16 protein-coding genes are annotated in these 19,580 nt (G+C 70.3%); 9 read left to right on the top strand and 7 right to left on the bottom strand.

The window, feature by feature from the left end; all coding sequences use genetic code 11:
* Position 1: 1 nt before the first annotated feature.
* From OG403_RS22880 to OG403_RS22870, 3 genes are all read right to left on the bottom strand, one after another.
* Positions 2–721 (bottom strand): ABC transporter permease, encoded by a 720-nt coding sequence (locus OG403_RS22880; protein WP_329567301.1) that lies wholly within the window; start codon positions 719–721, stop codon positions 2–4.
* Positions 718–1,683, bottom strand: coding sequence for an ABC transporter ATP-binding protein (locus tag OG403_RS22875; protein ID WP_329567299.1), 966 nt, complete (start codon positions 1,681–1,683; stop codon positions 718–720). Before OG403_RS22875 ends, OG403_RS22880 begins: the two co-directional genes overlap by 4 nt.
* Before the next feature lie 132 nt (positions 1,684–1,815).
* Positions 1,816–3,963, bottom strand: a complete 2,148-nt coding sequence (locus OG403_RS22870) for a S9 family peptidase (RefSeq protein WP_329567297.1) — start codon at positions 3,961–3,963, stop codon at positions 1,816–1,818.
* 280 nt (positions 3,964–4,243) lie between these two features.
* Here OG403_RS22870 and OG403_RS22865 point away from each other — a divergent pair, with 280 nt between their 5' ends.
* From OG403_RS22865 to OG403_RS22825, 9 genes are all read left to right on the top strand, one after another.
* Positions 4,244–4,438, top strand: a complete 195-nt coding sequence (locus tag OG403_RS22865; RefSeq protein ID WP_329567295.1) for a DUF2304 domain-containing protein — start codon at positions 4,244–4,246, stop codon at positions 4,436–4,438.
* Between the two features lie 44 nt (positions 4,439–4,482).
* Entirely contained in the window at positions 4,483–5,382 is a 900-nt protein-coding gene (gene mshB / locus OG403_RS22860; RefSeq protein ID WP_329567293.1) for an N-acetyl-1-D-myo-inositol-2-amino-2-deoxy-alpha-D-glucopyranoside deacetylase, read from the top strand.
* Positions 5,379–5,810, top strand: coding sequence for a DUF6113 family protein (locus OG403_RS22855; RefSeq protein WP_329567291.1), 432 nt, complete (start codon positions 5,379–5,381; stop codon positions 5,808–5,810). Before mshB ends, OG403_RS22855 begins: the two co-directional genes overlap by 4 nt.
* A 193-nt stretch (positions 5,811–6,003) precedes the next feature.
* Entirely contained in the window at positions 6,004–8,454 is a 2,451-nt protein-coding gene (locus OG403_RS22850; RefSeq protein WP_329567289.1) for a peptidoglycan binding domain-containing protein, read from the top strand.
* A gap of 554 nt (positions 8,455–9,008) precedes the next feature.
* Positions 9,009–10,034 (top strand): ABC transporter permease, encoded by a 1,026-nt coding sequence (locus OG403_RS22845; RefSeq protein WP_329567287.1) that lies wholly within the window; start codon positions 9,009–9,011, stop codon positions 10,032–10,034.
* A gap of 160 nt (positions 10,035–10,194) precedes the next feature.
* Entirely contained in the window at positions 10,195–11,949 is a 1,755-nt protein-coding gene (locus OG403_RS22840) for an ABC transporter substrate-binding protein (RefSeq protein ID WP_329567285.1), read from the top strand.
* Between the two features lie 156 nt (positions 11,950–12,105).
* Positions 12,106–13,086 (top strand): ABC transporter permease, encoded by a 981-nt coding sequence (locus OG403_RS22835; RefSeq protein ID WP_329567283.1) that lies wholly within the window; start codon positions 12,106–12,108, stop codon positions 13,084–13,086.
* 55 nt (positions 13,087–13,141) lie between these two features.
* The gene (locus tag OG403_RS22830; protein ID WP_329567281.1) at positions 13,142–14,212 is read left to right on the top strand and encodes an ABC transporter ATP-binding protein; all 1,071 of its coding nucleotides are present in this window, start codon (positions 13,142–13,144) and stop codon (positions 14,210–14,212) included.
* Positions 14,213–14,240: 28 nt separating this feature from the next.
* Positions 14,241–15,335 (top strand): ABC transporter ATP-binding protein, encoded by a 1,095-nt coding sequence (locus OG403_RS22825; RefSeq protein WP_329567280.1) that lies wholly within the window; start codon positions 14,241–14,243, stop codon positions 15,333–15,335.
* Positions 15,336–15,400: 65 nt separating this feature from the next.
* Here OG403_RS22825 and OG403_RS22820 read toward each other — a convergent pair whose 3' ends face one another.
* From OG403_RS22820 to OG403_RS22805, 4 genes are read right to left on the bottom strand one after another with little or no spacing between them, the layout of a single operon-like run.
* Positions 15,401–16,537 carry an ABC transporter ATP-binding protein gene (locus OG403_RS22820; protein WP_329567277.1) on the bottom strand — a complete coding sequence of 379 codons (1,137 nt, stop codon included), beginning with the start codon at positions 16,535–16,537 and terminating at the stop codon, positions 15,401–15,403.
* Positions 16,530–17,585 carry an ABC transporter ATP-binding protein gene (locus OG403_RS22815; protein ID WP_329567276.1) on the bottom strand — a complete coding sequence of 352 codons (1,056 nt, stop codon included), beginning with the start codon at positions 17,583–17,585 and terminating at the stop codon, positions 16,530–16,532. The genes OG403_RS22820 and OG403_RS22815 overlap by 8 nt, the downstream gene beginning before the upstream one ends.
* A gap of 16 nt (positions 17,586–17,601) precedes the next feature.
* Complete coding sequence (locus tag OG403_RS22810) at positions 17,602–18,633, bottom strand: ABC transporter permease (protein WP_442910958.1); 1,032 nt, start codon at positions 18,631–18,633, stop codon at positions 17,602–17,604.
* Positions 18,626–19,549 (bottom strand): ABC transporter permease, encoded by a 924-nt coding sequence (locus OG403_RS22805; RefSeq protein WP_329567275.1) that lies wholly within the window; start codon positions 19,547–19,549, stop codon positions 18,626–18,628. Before OG403_RS22805 ends, OG403_RS22810 begins: the two co-directional genes overlap by 8 nt.
* Positions 19,550–19,580 lie beyond the last annotated feature (31 nt).

Genomic DNA, 19,580 nt, shown 5'->3' with positions numbered 1-19,580 from the left:
ATCATGCCTGCTTGGTGTCCCGGCGGTACAGGAAGCCGGCGGCGGCCACGAAGACCACCAGGAACCCGGCCAGGCCCGCGGCGGCCGTGGTGTCGAAGGCGACGCCGGGGCGGATGAAGGCGGCCAGCTGGTTGTAGAGGTAGACCGGGTTGAACCGGGCGATGCTCTTCAGCGTGCCCGAGACCGGGAACCAGGTCCCGCCGAAGGCGGCCATCAGCATGTAGACGATCATCACGATCGGCTGCACCGCACTGGGTTCGGCCGCGTAGCCGAGCGCCACCCCGAGCGCCGCGAAGACGAAGCTGCCCAGCCAGATCACCGCGACCAGGCCCGCCCACTGCCCGGCGTCCAGCCGCACGCCCTTGGCCACGCCGAGCGCGAAGACCACCAGGATCGACGGCAGCGTGGTCACCGCGCAGGAGCTGATCTTGGCCACCGCGTAGGCCCGCCCGGGCAGCGCGGTCAGCCGCAGCTGGCGCACCCAGCCGCTCTTGCGCTCCAGCGAGATCCGCTGCGCGCTGCCGGTGAGCACCGCGCCGACCGCGCCGAAGGTGGCCATCGAGACCATGAAGTACGACTTGGCGCTCACCCCGCCCGCCATGCCGTTGCCGTACGCGCTGACGAAGAAGAAGTACATCAGCGCGGGGTAGAGGATGGTGAAGAACAGGTACCGCCGGTTGCGCAGGGTGCGCAGGATCTCCAGCTTGATCAGGGTGGTCATCGCGCGCGCTCCGTCTCGGCGAGGCTCGCGCTCTGCGAGTCCTGGTCGTCCTGTTCTCCGGTGATGGTGAGGAAGGCCTGCTCCAGGCCGAGGCTGGTGACCTCCAGACCGCGCGGGTAGCAGCCGGTCCGGTAGAGGGCGGCCACCAGGGCGTCGGCGTCGGTGGAGCGGATCCGCACGGTGCGCACCTCGGTGCCCTGCCCGCTGACCTCCAGCGCGACCAGCCCGGGCAGCGCGCGCAGCGCCGTCTCCTCGATCCGGCCGTCCGCGTCGTGCAGTTCGAAGCTGACCCGCCGGGCGCCGGCCTTGGCCTTGATCTCGGCCGAGGAGCCGTCAGCGATCAACCGCCCGCGGTGCAGCACCAGCACCCGGTCGGCGATCGAGTCGGCCTCCTCGAGGTAGTGGGTGGCGAAGAGCACGGTGCGGCCCTGCTCGGCCTGTTGGCGCATCGCGGCCCAGAACTGCCGGCGGACCGACACGTCCATGCCGGTGGTCGGCTCGTCCAGCACGATCAGGTCGTTCTGGCCGGCGATCGCCAGCGCGAACCGGACCCGCTGCTCCTGGCCACCGGAGAGCTTGTCCACCCGGCGGTCCGCGATCTCCTCGATCCCGGCGTCGCGCAGCACCTCGCCGACCCGGTGGCCGCGCGGGTGGACGTCACAGGCCAGCTGGACCAGCTCGCGGACCTTGACGTCGGTCATCAGCCCGCCGCTCTGCAGCATCGCGCCGACCCGCCCGGCCTCGATCGCCGCCCGCGGCGCGGCACCGAACAGGGTGACCTGCCCCTGGTCGGGCTCACGCAGCCCGAGCAGCAGGTCCAGGCTGCTGGACTTGCCCGCCCCGTTGGGGCCGAGCAGCGCCACGGTCTGGCCCGGGTGCAGCGTCAGGTCGAGGCCGTTCACCGCCTTGACCCGGCCGTAGCTCTTACTGACCTGCCTGAAGGCGGCCACTTCCTGGGCCATGACCTCTCCCCGTCCTCGTCGTCCTGGTGCAGCCCCGTGCTGGCCTCACCAGGATTCCGCCCGACGGAGTGGGGGCGGCAGTGTGCACCGTCGCCTCCTGCGCATGACGGATGTCATGCCGCCCCCGCCCGCTCACAGCCCCAGCGCGGACTTCAGGAAGTCGACCTGGAGCAGCAGCAGGTTCTCCGCCACCTGCTCCTGCGGCGTCATGTGGGTGACGCCGGAGAGCGGCAGCACGGTGTGCGGGCGCCCCGCGGCCAGCAGCGCGGAGGAGAGTCGCAGGGTGTGCGCGGCCACCACGTTGTCGTCGGCCAGGCCGTGCACGATCATCAGCGGCCGCTCCAGCTTGGGCGCGTCCGCGACCAGCGAGTTGGCCTGGTAGACCTCGGGCCGCTCGGCGGGGTGCCCCAGGTAGCGCTCGGTGTAGTGGGTGTCGTAGAGCTGCCAGTCCGTCACCGGGGCGCCGGCCACCGCCGCGTGGAACACGTCGGGACGGCGCAGCACCGCGAGCGCGGAGAGGTAGCCGCCGTAGGACCAGCCGCGGATCGCCACCCGGGCGAGGTCCAGCGGGAACTCCTCGGCCAGCGCGTGCAGCGCCTCGACCTGGTCGTCCAGGGTGACCCCGGCGAAGTCGAAGGCGATCGCCTTCTCCCAGGCGGGGCTGCGGCCGGGAGTCCCGCGGCCGTCGGCGACCACCACGGCGAAGCCCTGGTCGGCGAACCACTGCGAGGAGAGGAAGGCGTTGTGCGCCTGCTTCACCAGGGCGCCGTGCGGACCGCCGTAGGGGTCCATCAGCACCGGCAGCAGGCCGTCGCGCTCCCGGTCGTAGCCGGTCGGCAGCACCACGGCGGCCGGGATCCGGCGCTCCCCGGCCAGCCGGAACTGCGGACGGGTGGTCAGCACCGGCGTCTCGGCGTGCGAGGCGACCACCGCGACCTGCTCGGTACCGCGCAGCACCTCGGCCCGGCGGCCCGGCCGGTCCAACGCGGCGCTGGAGAACACGGTGGTCTCGCCGCCGCGCACGGCGTCCAGCACGGCGCCGCGGCGCAGCAGGCGCGGGCCGGAGCCATCCAGCGGCACGGCGTACAGGCCCTCCAGGCCCGGGGTCTGGTCCTCGGCGGCCTCGCCGGGGCCGGCCACGCAGAGCACCTCGGTGGCACCGATCGACAGCACCGCTGTCAGGTGCAGCGTGTCGTCGGTGAGCTTCACGTCGCCCGCGAAGAGCGCGCGGTGGCCCGGCTCGTCACTGATCCGCAGCAGCCGGCCGTCCGGCGTCCAGGCCGGCACGCCGGTGAAGAGCTCCAGCCAGTGCGGGTCCCGCTCGGTGAGCAGCTCGCTGGTGGCCCCGGTGACCGGGTCGACGGTCAGCAGCAGCTGGGAGCGCTGGTCGCGGGCCTGCACCAGGAGCAGCGGCGGGCCGCCGGCCGACCAGTGCACCCGGCCGAGGTAGGGGTGGGCGGCCCGGTCCCAGACGATCTCGGTGCGCGAGCCGTCCAGGCCCAGCAGCCAGAGCGTGACCTCGGCGTTGGGGGTGCCGGCGGCCGGGTAGGCGACCTCGGCGGGGGCGGCCTGGGGGTTGGCCGGGTCGGCGATCCACCAGCGCTGGACCGGCGCGTCGTCGGCCCGGGCGACCAGCAGCGCGGCACCGTCGGGGGACCACCAGAAGCCGCGGTCCCGGTCCATCTCCTCCTGCGCGATGAACTCGGCCTGACCCCAGGTCACCCCCGCGGCCTCCGGCTCGGCCAGCGCGCGGTCCCCGGTGCCGTCGACGGCGATCAGGCGCAGCGCCCCGGCCGTGGTCGGGTAGGCGATCCAGCGGCCGTCGGGCGAGGGGCGCGGGTCGAGCAGCGGACCGGCGGCCGGCAGCTCGCGGGCCCCGCCGCCGACCAGGTCGGCGGTGAAGAGCCGCCCGGAGAGCGCGAAGGCGGCACGTTCGCCCGCACCGTCCAGGGCGTAGCCGACGATGCCGGCCGAGCCCTCCCGGCTGCGCTCGCGCCGGGCCCGCTCGGCGGGCGAGAGGTCCTCCTCGCCGCCGCCGAGCAGCGCGAACGGGTCGGCGGCGACGGTCTCCGCGCCGGTGGCCGGATCGAGGGTCCAGAGCAGGTTGGCCCGGTCGCGGCCGGCCCCCCTGGAGGTCCCGGAACGCAGGAAGACGACCCGCGCGCCGTCCGGGGCCACGGCGAAGGAACGGGGTTGGCCGACGGTGTAGCGCAGGGTCCGCGCGTACTGCCGGGGGAAGGTGTCCGCGGCGGCGGTGGCGGCGTGAACGTCATTGGTCATGGCCGCACCCTACGGCGTTGACCGCCGATGATCACTCGTTCGGCGCAGCGCCGGGAAGTCGCCCGGTCGGCCCCCCGCACCCCCTCCGACCGGGGCTTGCGCCTGTTCGGCACCCCCGCGATCCAACGGGCACGGCTTCACGGAAAGTAATACCGAGGTCACTGATCGGGTATTCCTTGTTCAGTGATCCGGATGATCGATGTCCGGTTCACCGCTGTCCCGCACAGTCCGAGCCGCCGCCCGCCCAGGGCGGCACACCCGGGAAGGGGTGTGAGCCGTCATGGCTCTGTCCATCTCCGCGGCCATGCTGATGCTGGTGATCGTGGTGGTCTTGATCCGCCGCTCCGGCCTCAAGCTGGGCCACGCGATCGTCTGCGCGCTGCTGGGCTTCTACCTCGCCTCCAGCTCGATCGCCCCCTCGATCCAGCAGGTGACCAGCAACCTGGCCGGGATGCTCAATGACCTGAAGCTCTGACGGCGGCGCCGGTCCCTGCGACAGCGGTGGTTAGGCTGCTCCCCATGACCGCCGCTGCCGCTCGCCGCCTGCTGCTGGTGCACGCCCATCCCGACGACGAGTCGATCGGCAACGGCGCCACCATGGCCCGCTACGCCACCGAGGGCGCCCAGGTGACCCTGGTGACCTGCACCCTCGGCGAGGGCGGCGAAGTGATCCCGCCCGGCCTCGCCCACCTGGCGGCGGACCGGCAGGACACCCTGGGCGAGCACCGGATCGGCGAGCTGACCGCCGCGATGCGGGAGGTCGGCGTGTCCGACGTCCGCTTCCTGGGCGGCCCCGGCCGGTACCGGGACTCCGGCATGATGGGCGTGGCCGACAACGAGCACCCCGACTGCTTCTGGCAGGCCGGGGTCGACGAGGCGGCCGGCCACCTGGTCGCCGTGATCCGCGAGGTCCGCCCGCAGGTGCTGATCACCTACGACGAGCGCGGCGGCTACGGGCACCCGGACCACATCCAGGCGCACCGGGTCGCGACCCGCGCCGCCGAACTCGCCGCCGAGCCCGCGTTCCGCCCCGAGCTGGGCCCGGCCTGGCGGATCGTCAGGACCTTCTGGAACCGGATGCCCAGCTCGGTGCTGCTGCCCGCACTGCGCTCGACCGCCGAACGCTTCCCGCTGGCCGCCGATCCCGGGGACGTGCCGGGCGTGGTCGGGGACGAGCTGATCGACGCCGTGCTGGACGGCGCGGCGTACGCCGACCGCAAGGCCGCAGCGATGCGCGCGCACGCCACCCAGATCACCGTGGACGGCACCTTCTTCGCGCTGAGCAACGACCGCTGGCAGCCCCTGATGGCCGCCGAGTACTACCAGCTGGCCCAGGGCGAGGCCGGCCCCGCACGACCGCTGACCGACCTGTTCGCCGGACTGCCCGGCACCGAGGAAGCCGGAGCCGAGACCCGATGAGCAACCCGCTGCAGCAGCTGCTCGGCACTCGTGCACAGCGGCTGGCCGAGCCGCTGCCCCCGAAGTGGGTCCGCCTGCTGAGCTACGCGGGGCTGCTGGTGCTCGGCGCACTGGTCTCGCTCTGCGGTTGTTTTGTGCAGGCTCTGTGGAGTCCGCTGGGTCTGCTGCTCGCGTTGGCGGCCAACGGCGCGGTCTCCTACGGGGGCCTGCGCCTGACCGGCACCAAGCTCGGCGCGGGCGTCCCGCTGGTCGGCTGGTTCCTGGTCGTGCTGGTGATGCTGCCACCGCGCCCCGAGGGCGACATCGTGCTCGCCTCCTACGCGGACGCCTACGCGTTCGTGCTGCTGGGCTGGGTACCGGGGCTCGTCTGCGCGCTGCTGCCGACCCGGGCGCCGTTCTCCTTCGGCATCCCGCGTCAGCGTGACTGAGTGGCCATAGGCCGACGGGCAGTCAGCGCGCCGGGCCCGTAGGCTCGGCGGTGCCGAACCGGACGTTTCGGGTTCTGGAACCGGACGTATCGGGTTCTAAGGGAAGCAGTTCGCCACCCTGGTGTTCCCAGTATGGTGGTGCCGCAGCAACGTCGGACGAGCCGTCCGGCCGCGAACCCGGAGCAGAGCAGCATTGAGCAGCCGCGAATCTGACAGCGCCTACCCGTCCTCCCGTCGGGGGGCGACCCCCGGCCACAGGGCGGGCGAGGGGGCCGACGCCTATCCGTCGGGCACCCCGCCGTACGGCATCCCGGGGCTGGGCAACGGCTTCGACCCGTTCGCCAGCGGACCCGCCGCGCGGTCGCAGCAGCCCGGCGGCCCGGAGGCCGGCCACGCCGGGGCGGTCGACGAAGAGGTCCCCAGGACCGAGACCACCCTGACCACCCGGATCTCGATCAACATCCCCGGCTCCCGGCCGATCCCGCCGGTGGTGGTGCGCAGCACCGTCAAGCCCGAGGAGCAGGGCGGCGAACCGCCGGCCGCCGGTGCCCCCCGGCACCGCTCGGCACCGCCCGCCTCGCCCGTCCTCGGGGTGATGGAGGCCGGCGGACGCACCGCCACGCCGCCGGACCTGCCGGCGGAGTGGCGCACGCCGCCGGCCGCACCGGAGGTCACCGAGTCGGAGTCGACCGGCGAGTGGTTCCGGCCTCGGCAGAAGGGCCGCCCCGAGTCGGTGGGTTCGGCCGCGCCGCGGACGGCGGCGCCGAGCAGCGGCCCGACCGCCGCGGCCGCGCAGCCCGCGCCGGCCGCACCCGCCTACCAGCAGTCCGCACCCCCGGCCGCCCCGCTCTTCTCGGCGGAGAGCACCCTGCAGACCCCGCTGCCCCGGCCGGCCGACCCGCCGGTCACGCCGTTCGGCGCACCGGGGCAGGCCGGGTACCCGGCCGACCCGTACGCCGCCCGGCCGGCCGACCCGTACGCCGGCGGCACCCCGTACGCGAGCAACGACCCGTACGCGAGCAACGACCCGTACGACAACGCGCCATACGGCAACGCGCCGTACGGCGGCAGCAGCCCGTACAACGGCAACGCCCCGCACGGCAACGACTCCTACCCGGGTACCGGCCCGTACCAGGACAACACCCCGTACGCCAACGCCGGCCCCTACGCCGGCGACGCGTACCAGGGTGCCCCCGCGGCCCCGTACACCCCCGGCGAGACCCAGCCGCCGGCCGCCCCGGCCCACGGCGCCCCCGCCGACCCGTTCGCCGGCACCGCCAACCCCCGCCCCACCGGCAACCCCGGCGCGCCCGGTCGGTTCGCCAAGCCGCAGCCGCCGGTCAACCCGCCCGGCTCGTTCGGCCGCGGCCCGCACGCCGAGGACTCCGAGGACACCCAGATCGGCGGCTTCGACCCGATCACCGGTGCACTGCCGGAGGAGGCCATACCTGGGCTGCCGGTGGCCGGTCGGTACGCCGCCGCGCCCGCCGGCCCGCAGGGTGGCACCGCCACCGCGCCGAACGCCACCGCAGCGGCCGGACCACCGCCCGCACCCGGCACCCTCACCCCGACCGGCGCCGAGCCGCTCAGCGCCCCCTCCGGCGCCGCGGCACCGGCCGAGGCCCCCGAGGGCGCGCCGGCCCCCGCGGCGCCGAAGCCGCCCGCGCCCGCCGCCGCCAAGCCGAAGCCGCGGTCGAAGGCGCGCAAGCTGCTGGTCACCGGTGCGGGCGGGGTGCTCTTCCTGGGCGCCGCCGCGTACGGCACCGGTCTGATGCTCAACCAGGCCGACGTACCGCGGGGCACCACGGTGCTCGGCACCGACATCGGCGGCGACAGCCGCGACCAGGCGGTCCATCAGCTCGACGGCACCGTGGGCAAGATCGGCGCGCAGCCGATACAGCTGAAGATCGGCGGCCAGACGCTGCCGCTGGATCCGGCCACCGCCGGCCTGAGCTTCGACACCACCGGCACCGTCGACGGACTGACCAAGCACAGCTACAACCCCGAGGTTGTGATCGGCTCGCTGGCGGGTGGCACCAAGGCGGTACCGCCCAAGGTGAACATCGACCAGGCCAAGCTCAAGGCCGCGCTGGACAGCCTGGCGGCGAGCTCGGCGCAGGGCCTCAGGGAGGGGTACGTCCAGTTCAACGACAGCGGCGACCCGACCGTGGTCCCCGGGCAGGCCGGCCAGGCGGTGGACGGCAACGCGGCCGTCAACCAGGTGGCGCAGAGCTACCGGGACCGGGCCAACGGCAAGACGGACGGCCCGATCACCCTGGCCGTGACGGCCGCTCAGCCCAAGGTCTCCACCCAGGCCCTGCAGCAGGCCGCCGACGGCCTGGGCAAGGCCATCATCAGCGGCAATGTGTCGGTGCTCTCCCCCAGCGGGGCTCGCCGGTTCGTCTTCACCCGATCACTCGCCGCCAAGGTGCTCACGCTGGCCCCGGACGCCAATGGGAACATCGGTCCCAAGTGGGATCTGGACCAGTTGGGCGCGGCCGTCGGAAGCACCTTCGACAAGCTCAAGTTCCGCAACAGCGACGGCACTTTGGCGCCGATCACGACGCAGGACGTGGCCGATGCGATCGCCTCTGTCTACGACAAGAACAGCGTCGCGGAGCGCACTTTCAAGTTCCATATGTGAGCATGTCAAAAATACCCCGAGTGGAGTCCCGGAACGTTCTCGTTCCGGGACTCCATCGCGTTTCCCGGCGACATCTCGCCAGTGGCGTGTAAGTGACACCGGACGTGGGCAGCAACTCACGCGATGGATTCCGATGGGGGTACTTAAAGGCTGACGAATAGTCGCCAGCGGCGGCTTCCCGCCAAATCCGTCCGATTACCGGACGCTGAAAACCGGCGAGTAATCCACCCAATCTGCCCAAAACGGACAGCTTTATCTATGCGCGTCGACCCGCCAAACATGAGGGCGGTGCGTCCAGATACCGGTGTTGCTAAGTGCTCGTTACGAACTTATGAACGAGCTTTGTACCTTTATGTCCGTTTTGGCACGTCTCGCCCAGAGGCTGTCAAGTAGTTGAAAGCTACAACCTGGTGGACATTCCAGAACGAAGCCAAAACTGCCTGTCCAGCTACAGAGAAACTCTTGACGTTCGATAAACGAGTTGCGAGAGTCCGTTCGACCAACTTCTTCCACGTTGCTGCTGCACAGACCACACCGGCGGGAGCTTTCGCACCATGACGACGCCAACTGAGGACACGACAGAGACCGACCCGGTCCTCGTCGCGTCCGCTACAGGAGACGGCGGCGACAAGCCGGCTGCGCTCCTGGGGCGCACCCCGCGCCAGATTGCCTGGAGCCGCTTCAAGCGCAACCGCACTGGAGTGGTCTGCGCCTTCATCGTGATCGCCTTCATCCTGATCGCGATCCTCGCGCCGGTGATCGCCGGCATCGAGGGCCAGTCGCCCTACATCCCCTACGGCCTGCGCGACCCGAGCCTGCTGGACGACTTCGGCGTCCCGATCGGCGCGAACGGCGGGATCAGCGCGACCCACTGGTTCGGCATCACGCCGGGCTCCGGGTTCGACATCTTCAGCAAGCTGGTCTACGGGATCCGCACCTCGCTGGGCATCGGCCTGCTCATCACGGTCGTCTCCAGCATCCTCGGCATCGGCATCGGTGTCGCCCAGGGCTACCTCGGCGGTCGCTTCGACTACCTGGTCGGGCGCTTCAGCGACCTGCTGCTCGGCCTGCCGAGCCAGCTGTTCTACATCGCCTTCACCCCCGTCGTGCTGAACATGTTCGTGCCGGCCGACAAGGCCGTCCCGGTGCACATCCGAGTGATCGCGATCGTCGTCGTCCAGGCCTTCCTCGGCTGGATGGCCACCTCCCGCCTGCTGCGCGGTATGGCCCTGAGCCTGCGTGAGCGCGAGTACATCGAGGCGGCCAAGATCGCCGGCGCCTCCTCCTGGCGCATCATCACCAAGGAGCTCATGCCGAACCTGGCGACGACCATGCTGGTGCAGGTCACCCTGCTGCTGCCGGCGATGGTCGCGGCCGAGGCCGGCCTCTCCTACCTCGGTGTCGGCATGGTCGAGCCCACCCCCGACTGGGGCCTGATGTTCCAGGGCGCGGTGGCCAACTACCAGAACGACCTGACCTACCTGCTCTTCCCCGGTCTGTCGCTGACGATCTTCACCGTCGCCTTCAGCCTCTTCGGGGACGCCGTCCGGGACGCACTCGACCCGAAGACGATCCGCTAGCTGTTCCACCCGCAGTTCGCTTCACATCACCCCCCCTGCAGGACCCCTGTAACCCAGTCCGGCCACCCCGGGGCAACGCCGCCCCGCCGGTCCGCGCTGGCCAGACCCGACATGACCAGTGACAGGTAGGAACCCAATGAGACTTCGCAAGGCAGCAATCATGCCGGCGCTCGTGGCGGTCAGCGCGCTCTCGCTGACGGCCTGCGGTGGGGGCAGCAGCGCGGGCAGCAAGGCGGCCAGCGCCGCTGCCAGCGCCCAGGCGAGCGTGCAGAACTTCCTTCCCGGCACTGCCGCCGACTCGGTCGGTCCGGCCCCGGCGATCCCCGGCGCCGTCTCCGGTGGCACCGCGCACGACATCGAGACCGCGGGCTTCGACTACCTGGACCCGCGCCAGCAGTACGTCAACAACCTGCAGGAGGTCGGCCAGCTCTACAGCCGTTCGCTGACCGGCTACAAGACCGACCCGACCACCGGCAAGGTCACCCTGGTCGGCGACCTGGCCACCGACATCGGTTCCTCGCCCGACGGCGGCAAGACCTGGACCTGGCACCTCAAGTCCGGCCTGAAGTTCCAGGACGGCACCCCGATCACCTCGAAGGACGTCAAGTACGCCATCGAGAGCCTCTACGATGACTACCAGACCCAGGGCCCGACCTACATCCAGACCTGGCTGTCCGGCCCGAACTACCGCACCGTCTACAAGGGCCCGAGCAGCGGCCAGTCCCTGCCGGACAGCGTGCTCAGCACGCCGGACGACAGCACCATCACGATGCACTTCCAGTCGGCCCACACCGACGCGCCGTACGCGGCGAGCATGTCGAACGTGACCGCCATCGAGCAGTCCAAGGACGACGGCCAGAAGTACAACACGCACCCGCAGTCCATCGGCCCCTACATGATCTCGAGCTACCAGCCCGGCAAGCAGCTGGTCCTGGTCAAGAACCCCATGTGGGACCCGAAGACCGACCCGATCCGCCACCAGTACGTGGACAGCTGGGAGTTCGACCTGGGCATCGCCCAGCAGCTGATGACCCAGCGTCTGATGGCCGGCCAGGGCGACGACAAGAACGCGGTCAGCATGGCCGTCAGCGCCGACCAGGCCAGCATCAAGTCCATCGTGACCGACTCGCAGTACGCGAACCGCACGATGAACAAGTTCCTGCCGTTCGTCGACGTCTACGACATCAACATGTCCCGGGTCACCGACCTGAACGTGCGCAAGGCCCTGGAGACCGCCTTCCCGGTCGCCAACGTCCAGAAGCTCAACGGTGGCAACGAGACCGGTGAGATCGCGGGCAACCTGGTCAGCCCGACCGTGTCCGGCTGGAAGAACACCGACCCGCTGGGCATCAAGGCCAACCCGGCCGGTGACCCGACCAAGGCCAAGGCGATCCTGCAGGCCGCCGGCAAGCTGAACTACCCGATCGTCTACGCGTACGCCAACACCCCGACCGGCCAGCTGGTCGCCACGGCCGTCTCGGACGCGCTGACCCAGGCCGGCTTCAACGTCCAGGCCAAGCCGCTGGACAGCACCAGCTACTACACCGAGATCGGAACCGCCAAGAACGGCTTCGACCTGTACCGTTCCGGCTGGGCCGCGGACTGGCCGGTCGCCTCGACCGTCATCCCGCCGACCCTGGACGGCCGCCAGATCGGTGACGGCTCGGCGAACTACTCGCACTACAACAACCCGGCGATGGACAGCGAGATGGACCGGATCGGCCAGATCACGGACATCAACGCCCAGTCCGCGCAGTGGATGCAGCTCGCCGACAAGATCCTGTCGACCGACATCCCCCAGATCCCGGTCGAGGACGACAAGTACTTCAACGTGTACGGTGCCGGCCTCGGTGGCGTCTCGTACAACCAGGTGCTCGGCTGCATCGACCTCAACGGCATCTTCATCAAGAAGTAAGCACCGGATCCGGAGCCGGCCTCCGGGTCGACTCCCCCGGGCAGGACCACCCCAGGTGGTCCTGCCCGGGCCACGTGCCGATCCCCCGCGATCCGGGGGGTCGCACTCTCCACGACGTGGCCGCCTCGGGCGCCCTCTCTCGGAAGAGCTCATTCCATGCTCCGATTTCTCATCCGCCGGGCGCTCGGCGCGCTGGTCATCATCGTCCTGCTGATCGCGCTCACATACTTCGCGTTCTTCTCGCTGCCCGCCGACCCGGCGCGACTGTCCTGCTCGAAGGGCTGCACGCCGGAGCTGCTGGCGCAGATCCGCATGAACATGCATCTCAACCTGCCGATCTACGAGCAGTTCTGGAACTACTTCAGCGGCCTGTTCGTCGGCCAGAACTTCGGCACCGCCGGCCACTGCGCGGCGCCGTGCTTCGGCTACTCGTACAACACCCAGACCTTCGTCTGGGACCGGATCTCGTCCAACTACCCGGCGACCTTCGTGCTCGCGCTCGGTGGCGCGGCCATCTTCCTCACCGTCGGCGTGGGCCTGGGCATGATCTCGGCCTGGAAGCAGGGCAAGTTCGCCGACAAGGCCGCCAGCGCCATCGGCCTGGTCGGCCAGTCGACCCAGATCTACTTCCTCGGCCCGCTCGCGATGGCCCTGTTCGTGGTGCAGCTGCACTGGCTGCCGCAGCCCGCGTACATCCCGTGGACCCAGGACCCGTGGGGCTGCTTCACGGGCATGATCCTGCCGTGGACGGTCATGTCGGTGATCTTCTGGTCCAACTACAGCCGCCAGGTCCGCTCCCTGATGCTGGAGCAGCTCTCCGAGGACCACATCCGGGCCGCCCGCGCCAAGGGCATGTCGAACTCCTACGTCTGGTGGCGCTACGCGCTGCGCGGCGCGATGGCCCCGATCATCACCATCTTCGGTATCGACCTGGGCAGCGTCTTCTCCGGCGCGATCATCACCGAGGTCACCTTCGGTGTGCACGGCCTCGGCAACCTCGCGGTCACCGCGGTCAACCAGGACGACCTCTACCTGGAGCTGGGCGTGCTGATCTTCAGCTCGGTCTCCATCCTGCTTTTCAACATCATCGTCGACGCCGCCTACGGTCTCCTCGACCCCCGGGTCCGGATCGGATGACCTCCGCCCCGCCCGTGACCGAACCGCACCACCCCGCCCCCGAGGAGATCCGACCGTGAGCACCCTCACCAAGTCCGAGTCCATCCCCGCGCCCGAGACCGGCAGTGCCTTCCTCTCGGTGCGCGACCTGCAGGTCCGCTTCCGTACCGAGGACGGCATCGTCAAGGCCGTCAACAACCTCTCCTTCGACCTCGAGCAGGGCAAGACCCTGGGCATCGTGGGTGAGTCGGGCTCCGGCAAGTCGGTGTCCAACCTGGCCGTGATGGGCCTGCACAACCCGAGGAACACCACCATCGAGGGCTCCATCACCCTCGACGGCCAGGACCTGCTCAAGGCCTCGCAGAAGGACCTGGAGAAGCTCCGCGGCAACAAGATGGCGATGATCTTCCAGGACGCGCTGGCCGCGCTCTCGCCGTACTACACGATCGGCCGGCAGATCGCCGAGCCGTTCATGAAGCACACCGGCGCGAACAAGAAGGAAGGCCGCGAGCGCGCGATCGAGATGCTGCGCCGGGTCGGTATCCCGCAGCCGCAGACCCGGGTCGACGACTTCCCGCACCAGTTCTCCGGCGGTATGCGCCAGCGCGCCATGATCGCCATGGCCCTGGTCTGCGACCCGCAGATGCTGATCGCCGACGAGCCGACCACCGCGCTCGACGTGACCGTCCAGGCGCAGATCATCGACCTGCTCAAGGACCTGCAGCAGGAGAGCGGCACCTCGATCATCTTCATCACCCACGACCTCGGTGTGATCCGTGAGATCGCCGACGACGTGCTGGTGATGTACGCGGGTCGCGCGGTCGAGCGCGGCACCATGCGCGAGGTGCTGAAGAGCTCCCAGCACCCCTACGGCTGGGGCCTGCTCAGCTCTATCCCGCGGATCAACGCCTCGGTCGACATCCCGCTGATGCCGATCCCCGGCACCCCGCCGTCGCTGCTGAACCCGCCGAGCGGCTGTGCTTTCCACCCCCGCTGCACGTACCGTGACCTGGTGGAGGGCAGCAAGTGCGAGACCGAGCGCCCGCCGCTGGAGCTGGCCAACGGCCACCTCTCGGCCTGCCACCTCACCCCTGAGCAGAAGCAGTCCATCCTCACCGAGCAGATCCTGCCCCGGCTGAGCAGCTGAGCCTCGGTAAAGGAGCCAAGGAAAACCCATGAGCGCAGAGCAGACTCCGGCCGAGCAGAACGCTGCGGTCCCTGCCCCCGGCAACATCCTGCTGGAGGTCGACGGCCTCACCAAGCACTTCCCCGTGATGGGCGGCTTCCCGTTCAAGCGCCAGGTCGGCGCGGTCCAGGCGGTCGAGGGTGTCAGCTTCAACGTCCGGGAGGGCGAGAGCCTGGGCCTGGTCGGTGAGTCCGGCTGCGGCAAGTCGACCACCGGTCGACTGCTCACCCGCCTGCTGGAGCCCACCGGCGGCACGGTGCGGTACAAGGGCCAGGACATCACGCACGCCACCCGCAAGGAGCTGGCGCCGATCCGGTCCGAGATCCAGATGATCTTCCAGGACCCGTACTCGTCGCTGAACCCGCGGCACACGGTCGGCACGATCATCGCCGGGCCGATGGAGATCAACAACATCAACCCGCCCGGTGGCCGCGAGGCCCGGGTCAAGGAGCTGTTGGAGACCGTCGGTCTCAACCCGGAGCACTACAACCGCTTCCCGCACGAGTTCTCCGGCGGTCAGCGCCAGCGCATCGGGGTCGCCCGCGCGCTCGCGCTCAACCCGAAGCTGATCATCGCCGACGAGCCGGTCTCCGCGCTCGACGTGTCGATCCAGGCGCAGGTGGTCAACCTGCTCCAGGGCCTGCAGCGCGAGCTGGGCATCGCCTTCGTCTTCATCGCGCACGACCTGTCGATCGTGCGGCACTTCTCGCAGCGCGTCGCGGTGATGTACCTGGGCAAGGTGGTCGAGATCGCCGACCGCGACTCGCTCTACAACAAGCCGCGTCACCCGTACACCCACGCGCTGCTCTCCGCCGCGCCGGACGCCGACCCGGACACCGCCGCCAACGAGCGGATCCGCCTGACCGGCGACGTGCCCTCCCCGCTCAACCCGCCGTCCGGCTGCCGGTTCCGCACCCGCTGCTGGAAGGCGCAGGAGAAGTGCGCCACGGAGGAGCCGCCGCTGATCCAGCTCGGCGGCAACGCCGAGGGCCACCTGACGGCCTGCCACTTCCCCGAGGACGGCGTCGCCCCCGGTGCCAAGCCGGCCGAGACCGTCCCGGCCGCCCGCGTGGTCAAGGACTGACCGCTCGAGCCGCTCAGCGACAGGGCCCCCTCCGCTCGGAGGGGGCCCTGTCGCGTCCGCCACCGCTACTGCGCGGCACCGCCGTTCGTCGGCCCGCCCTCGCCCTCGCCGCGCTCGCCCTCCCCCTCCTCCTCGCGCTCCGCCGCGAAGTGGCACGCCGAGTCGTGCGCCGCCAGGCCATCCAGCCAGGACGGCACGGCGAGCAGCGGCTCCTCGATCGCGCACTTCTCCTGCGCCTTCCAGCACCGGGTGCGGAAGCGGCAGCCGGAGGGCGGGTCGGCCGGCGAGGGGACGTCGCCGGTGAGCACGATCCGGCCGCGGGCCTGACGGGCCGCGGGGTCGGGCACCGGGACCGCGGAGAGCAGCGCCTGGGTGTACGGGTGGGTGGCGTGGTCGTAGATCTCCAGGTCGCTGCCGATCTCCACCATCTTGCCCAGGTACATCACGCCCACCCGGTCCGAGATGTGCCGGACGATCGACAGGTCGTGGGCGATGAAGATGTACGACAGCTCGAACTCGGCCTGCAGCTTCTCCAGCAGGTTGATCACCTGCGCCTGGACCGAGACGTCGAGGGCGGAGACCGGCTCGTCGCAGATGATCACCTCGGGCTTGAGTGCCAGCCCGCGCGCGATGCCGATGCGCTGGCGCTGACCGCCGGAGAACTGGTGCGGGTAGCGGTTGATGTACTCCGGGTTCAGGCCGACCACGTCCAGCAGGTCCTGCACCGCCCTGCGCCGCTCGCCCTTCGGCGCCACCTCGGGGTGGATCTCGTACGGCTCGCCGATGATGTCGCCGACCGTCATCCGCGGGTTGAGCGAGGTGTACGGGTCCTGGAAGACCATCTGGATGTTGCGCCGCACCGCCTTCAGCGCCGCGCCGGAGAGCCGGGAGATCTCCTCCCCCTTGTAGCGCACCGAGCCGCTGGTGGCCGGCTCCAGGTTCATCAGCACCTTGGCCAGCGTCGACTTGCCGCAGCCGGACTCGCCGACGACGCCCAGGGTCTCCCCCTTGCGCAGGTCGAAGGAGACCCCGTCCACCGCCTTGACCGCGCCGATCTGCTTCTTCACCAGCACGCCCTGGGTCAGCGGGAAGTGCTTGACCAGCTCGCGGATCTGCAGGATCGGTTCGCCCTCGGCGACCGCCTTGGTGAAGGCCGCCCCCTGCGGCACGGGCGCGCTGAGCGCGGTGGCACCGTCAGTCATCGAGGGTCTCCTTCCAGAAGTGGCAGGCACTGGCCCGCCCCGGCAGCGGCGTACCGCTCTCGTCCGTCACCTCGAAGAGCGGCGGCACCGTGGTCCGGCAGATCTCCTGGGCCCGCGGACAGCGCGGGTTGAAGGCGCAACCGGGCGGGATCCGCAGCAGGTTGGGCGGCAGGCCCTTGATCGCGTAGAGCTCCTGCCCCTTCTGGTCGAGCCGGGGGATGGAGTCCAGCAGGCCACGGGTGTACGGGTGGGCCGGCTTGGCGTACAGCTCGTGCACCGGGGCGGTCTCCACGATCCGCCCGGCGTACATCACCGCGATCTTGTCGGCCACGTCCGCGACCACCCCGAGGTCGTGGGTGATCAGGATCAGGCCCATGTGGTACTCGGCCTGCAGCTCCGCGAGCAGGTCCATCACCTGGGCCTGCACGGTGACGTCGAGCGCGGTGGTCGGCTCGTCGGCGATGATCAGGTCCGGCTCCAGGGCCAGCGCCATCGCGATCATGATGCGCTGGCGCATACCGCCGGAGAACTGGTGCGGGTAGTCGCCGACCCGGGCCCTGGCGGCCGGGATCCGGACCCGGTCCATCAGCTCGATCGCCTTGGCCTTGGCCTCCTGGCGCGAACTGCCCCGGTGCACCCGGTACATCTCGCCCAGCTGCGCCCCGACGCTGTGCACCGGGTTGAGCGAGGAGAGCGCGTCCTGGAAGATCATCGCCATCTGCGAGCCGCGGACCTTGCGCCGCTCCTCCTTGCCGAGGGTCAGCAGGTCGCGACCCTTGAAGACGATCTGACCGCCCGTCACGAAGCCGGGCGGGCTGTCCAGGATGCCCATCACGGCCTGGGCGGTGACCGACTTGCCGGAGCCCGACTCGCCCAGGATGGCCAGCGTCTCACCGGCCCGGACCGAGTAGTTCACCCCGTTGACGGCCTTGGCAACGCCATCCCGGGTGCGGAACTCCACGTGCAGGTCGCGGACCTCCAGCAGCGGGGACTCGACGGTGTCCGCGGTGGCCTCGCGCGGCTGGGCACTGATGCTGCTGCTACTCATCGGTGGTGGCCCTCTCTCAGCGCAGCTTGGGGTCGAGGGCGTCGCGGACCGCGTCGCCGAGCATGATGAACGCGAGCACGGTGATGCTCAGTGCCCCGGCGGGGAAGAGCAGCATGTGCGGCGCGATGCTGAAGCTGTCCGAGGCGGCCGAGATGTCGATGCCCCAGGAGACCGTCGGCGGCTTGAGCCCGACGCCGAGGTAGCTCAGCGTGGCCTCCAGTGCGATGTAGGTACCCAGCGCGATGGTGGCCACCACGATGATCGGCGCCACCGCGTTCGGCAGGATGTGCCGCAGCATCAGCCGCCCGCTGCTCGCGCCCAGCGCTCTGGCCGCCGTGACGTAGTCCTGCTGCTTGGCCGTGATGACCGCGCCGCGGCCGATGCGGGCCAGCTGCGGCCAGCCGAGCACCACGATGAACGCCACCACGATCCAGATCGACCTGATGCTGATCACCGAGAGGAAGACCAGGCCGCCGAGCAGGATCGGGATGCCGAAGAAGATGTCGGCGACCCGGGAGATCACCGAGTCCGACCAGCCGCCGAAGAAGCCGGCCAGACCGCCCAGTAGGGTGCCCACCAGCGCCGACCCGGCGGTGGCGCAGACGCCGACGGTGATCGAGGCACGCGCGCCGTAGATCGTCCGCGCGTAGACGTCGCAGCCCTGGGTGTCGTACCCGAACGGGTGGCCCGAGGTGGGCCCGTCCTGCGACTTGGTCAGGTCGCAGTTGAGCGGGTTGGTCGAGGTGAACAGGCCTGGCCAGATCGCCACGATGACCAGGAAGACGATCAGCAGCCCCGAGATGATGAAGATCGGATTGCGCCGCAGGTCGCGCCAGGCGTCCTGCCACAGGCTGCGCGGCACCACCCGCTCCTCGCCGGCGGCGGGGGTCTCCGGATGGTCGGCGAGGCGCTCGGCCTTGATAAGGGTCTCGCCCTCCATGGTGCCGAGGTCGAGGGTGCGGCTCTCGACCGCGCTCTGCATCTCCTCGTCTTCGTCACCGGCCCCCGCCATCGGATCCGATCGGTTGTACTTCTCCTGGTCAGGCATACCGGATCCTCGGGTCCAGGACCGCGTAGAGCAGGTCGACGAGCAGGTTGGCCAGCAGGAAGATGATCACCAGGATGGTCACGAAACCGACCACGGTGTTGGTGCTCTGCCGGACGATCCCCTGGTACAGGGTGTAGCCGACGCCGTGGATGTTGAAGATGCGCTCCGTCACCAGCGCGCCACCCATCAGCGCACCCAGGTCGGTGCCGAGAAAGGTGACGACGGGGATCAGCGAGTTGCGCAGCAGGTGGTTGATCACCACCCGGCGCTTGGGCAGGCCCTTGGCCGTCGCCGTACGCACGTAGTCCGCCCGGGAGTTCTCCGCGACGGTGGTCCTGGTCAGCCGGGCGACATAGGCCAGCGAGACCGAGGCCAGCACGATGCCCGGCAGGATCAGCGACTGGAGGGTCACGTCGAAGCCGACCGTGGCCGGCAGGATCCCCCACTTCACTCCGACCAGGTACTGCAGCACGTAACCGGTGACGAAGGTGGGGATCGAGATGACCACCAGGGTCAGGATCAGCACCGAGTGGTCCGCGGTCCGGCCCCGGCGCAGGCCGCTGAGCAGACCGAGGCCGATCCCGAAGATCACCTCGATGGTGAAGGCCACCGCGGTGAGCTTGAGGGTCACCGGGTAGGCGGCCGCCAGCTGCGAGGTCACCGTCTGACCGCTGAAGGTGGTGCCGAAGTCCCAACGGAACAGCTTGCCCATGTACTTGATGTACTGGAGCCAGAGCGGGTCGTTCAGGTTGTACTGGGCCCGGATCTGCGCCGCGACCGCCGGGTCCGGCGCCCGGTCGCCGAAGAGCGCGGCCACCGGGTCGCCGAGCGCGTGCACCATGACGAAGATCAGGAAGGTGGTCCCGATGAAGACCGGGATCATCTGGAGCAGGCGCCGTAGGACGTAGCGTCCCATGCGAACCTCCACTGAGCAGGCGAAGACCGGC

This window comes from Kitasatospora sp. NBC_01266 (assembly GCF_036242395.1).
GTDB lineage: Bacteria > Actinomycetota > Actinomycetes > Streptomycetales > Streptomycetaceae > Kitasatospora.
Note: the sequence above shows the minus strand (reverse complement) of the source record. Positions and strands in the feature narration are given on the sequence as shown.

Bases quoted from the DNA above. Each gene is read 5' to 3' on its own strand.
- OG403_RS22845 (WP_329567287.1), top strand. From the start codon at position 9,009: ATGACGACGCCAACTGAGGACACGACAGAGACCGACCCGGTCCTCGTC.
- OG403_RS22835 (WP_329567283.1), top strand. From the start codon at position 12,106: ATGCTCCGATTTCTCATCCGCCGGGCGCTCGGCGCGCTGGTCATCATC.
- OG403_RS22870 (WP_329567297.1), bottom strand. From the start codon at position 3,963: ATGACCAATGACGTTCACGCCGCCACCGCCGCCGCGGACACCTTCCCC.
- OG403_RS22810 (WP_442910958.1), bottom strand. From the start codon at position 18,633: ATGCCTGACCAGGAGAAGTACAACCGATCGGATCCGATGGCGGGGGCC.
- OG403_RS22805 (WP_329567275.1), bottom strand. From the start codon at position 19,549: ATGGGACGCTACGTCCTACGGCGCCTGCTCCAGATGATCCCGGTCTTC.
- OG403_RS22865 (WP_329567295.1), top strand. From the start codon at position 4,244: ATGGCTCTGTCCATCTCCGCGGCCATGCTGATGCTGGTGATCGTGGTG.
- OG403_RS22825 (WP_329567280.1), top strand. From the start codon at position 14,241: ATGAGCGCAGAGCAGACTCCGGCCGAGCAGAACGCTGCGGTCCCTGCC.
- OG403_RS22875 (WP_329567299.1), bottom strand. From the start codon at position 1,683: ATGGCCCAGGAAGTGGCCGCCTTCAGGCAGGTCAGTAAGAGCTACGGC.
- OG403_RS22820 (WP_329567277.1), bottom strand. From the start codon at position 16,537: ATGACTGACGGTGCCACCGCGCTCAGCGCGCCCGTGCCGCAGGGGGCG.
- mshB (WP_329567293.1), top strand. From the start codon at position 4,483: ATGACCGCCGCTGCCGCTCGCCGCCTGCTGCTGGTGCACGCCCATCCC.
- OG403_RS22840 (WP_329567285.1), top strand. From the start codon at position 10,195: ATGCCGGCGCTCGTGGCGGTCAGCGCGCTCTCGCTGACGGCCTGCGGT.
- OG403_RS22855 (WP_329567291.1), top strand. From the start codon at position 5,379: ATGAGCAACCCGCTGCAGCAGCTGCTCGGCACTCGTGCACAGCGGCTG.
- OG403_RS22880 (WP_329567301.1), bottom strand. From the start codon at position 721: ATGACCACCCTGATCAAGCTGGAGATCCTGCGCACCCTGCGCAACCGG.
- OG403_RS22815 (WP_329567276.1), bottom strand. From the start codon at position 17,585: ATGAGTAGCAGCAGCATCAGTGCCCAGCCGCGCGAGGCCACCGCGGAC.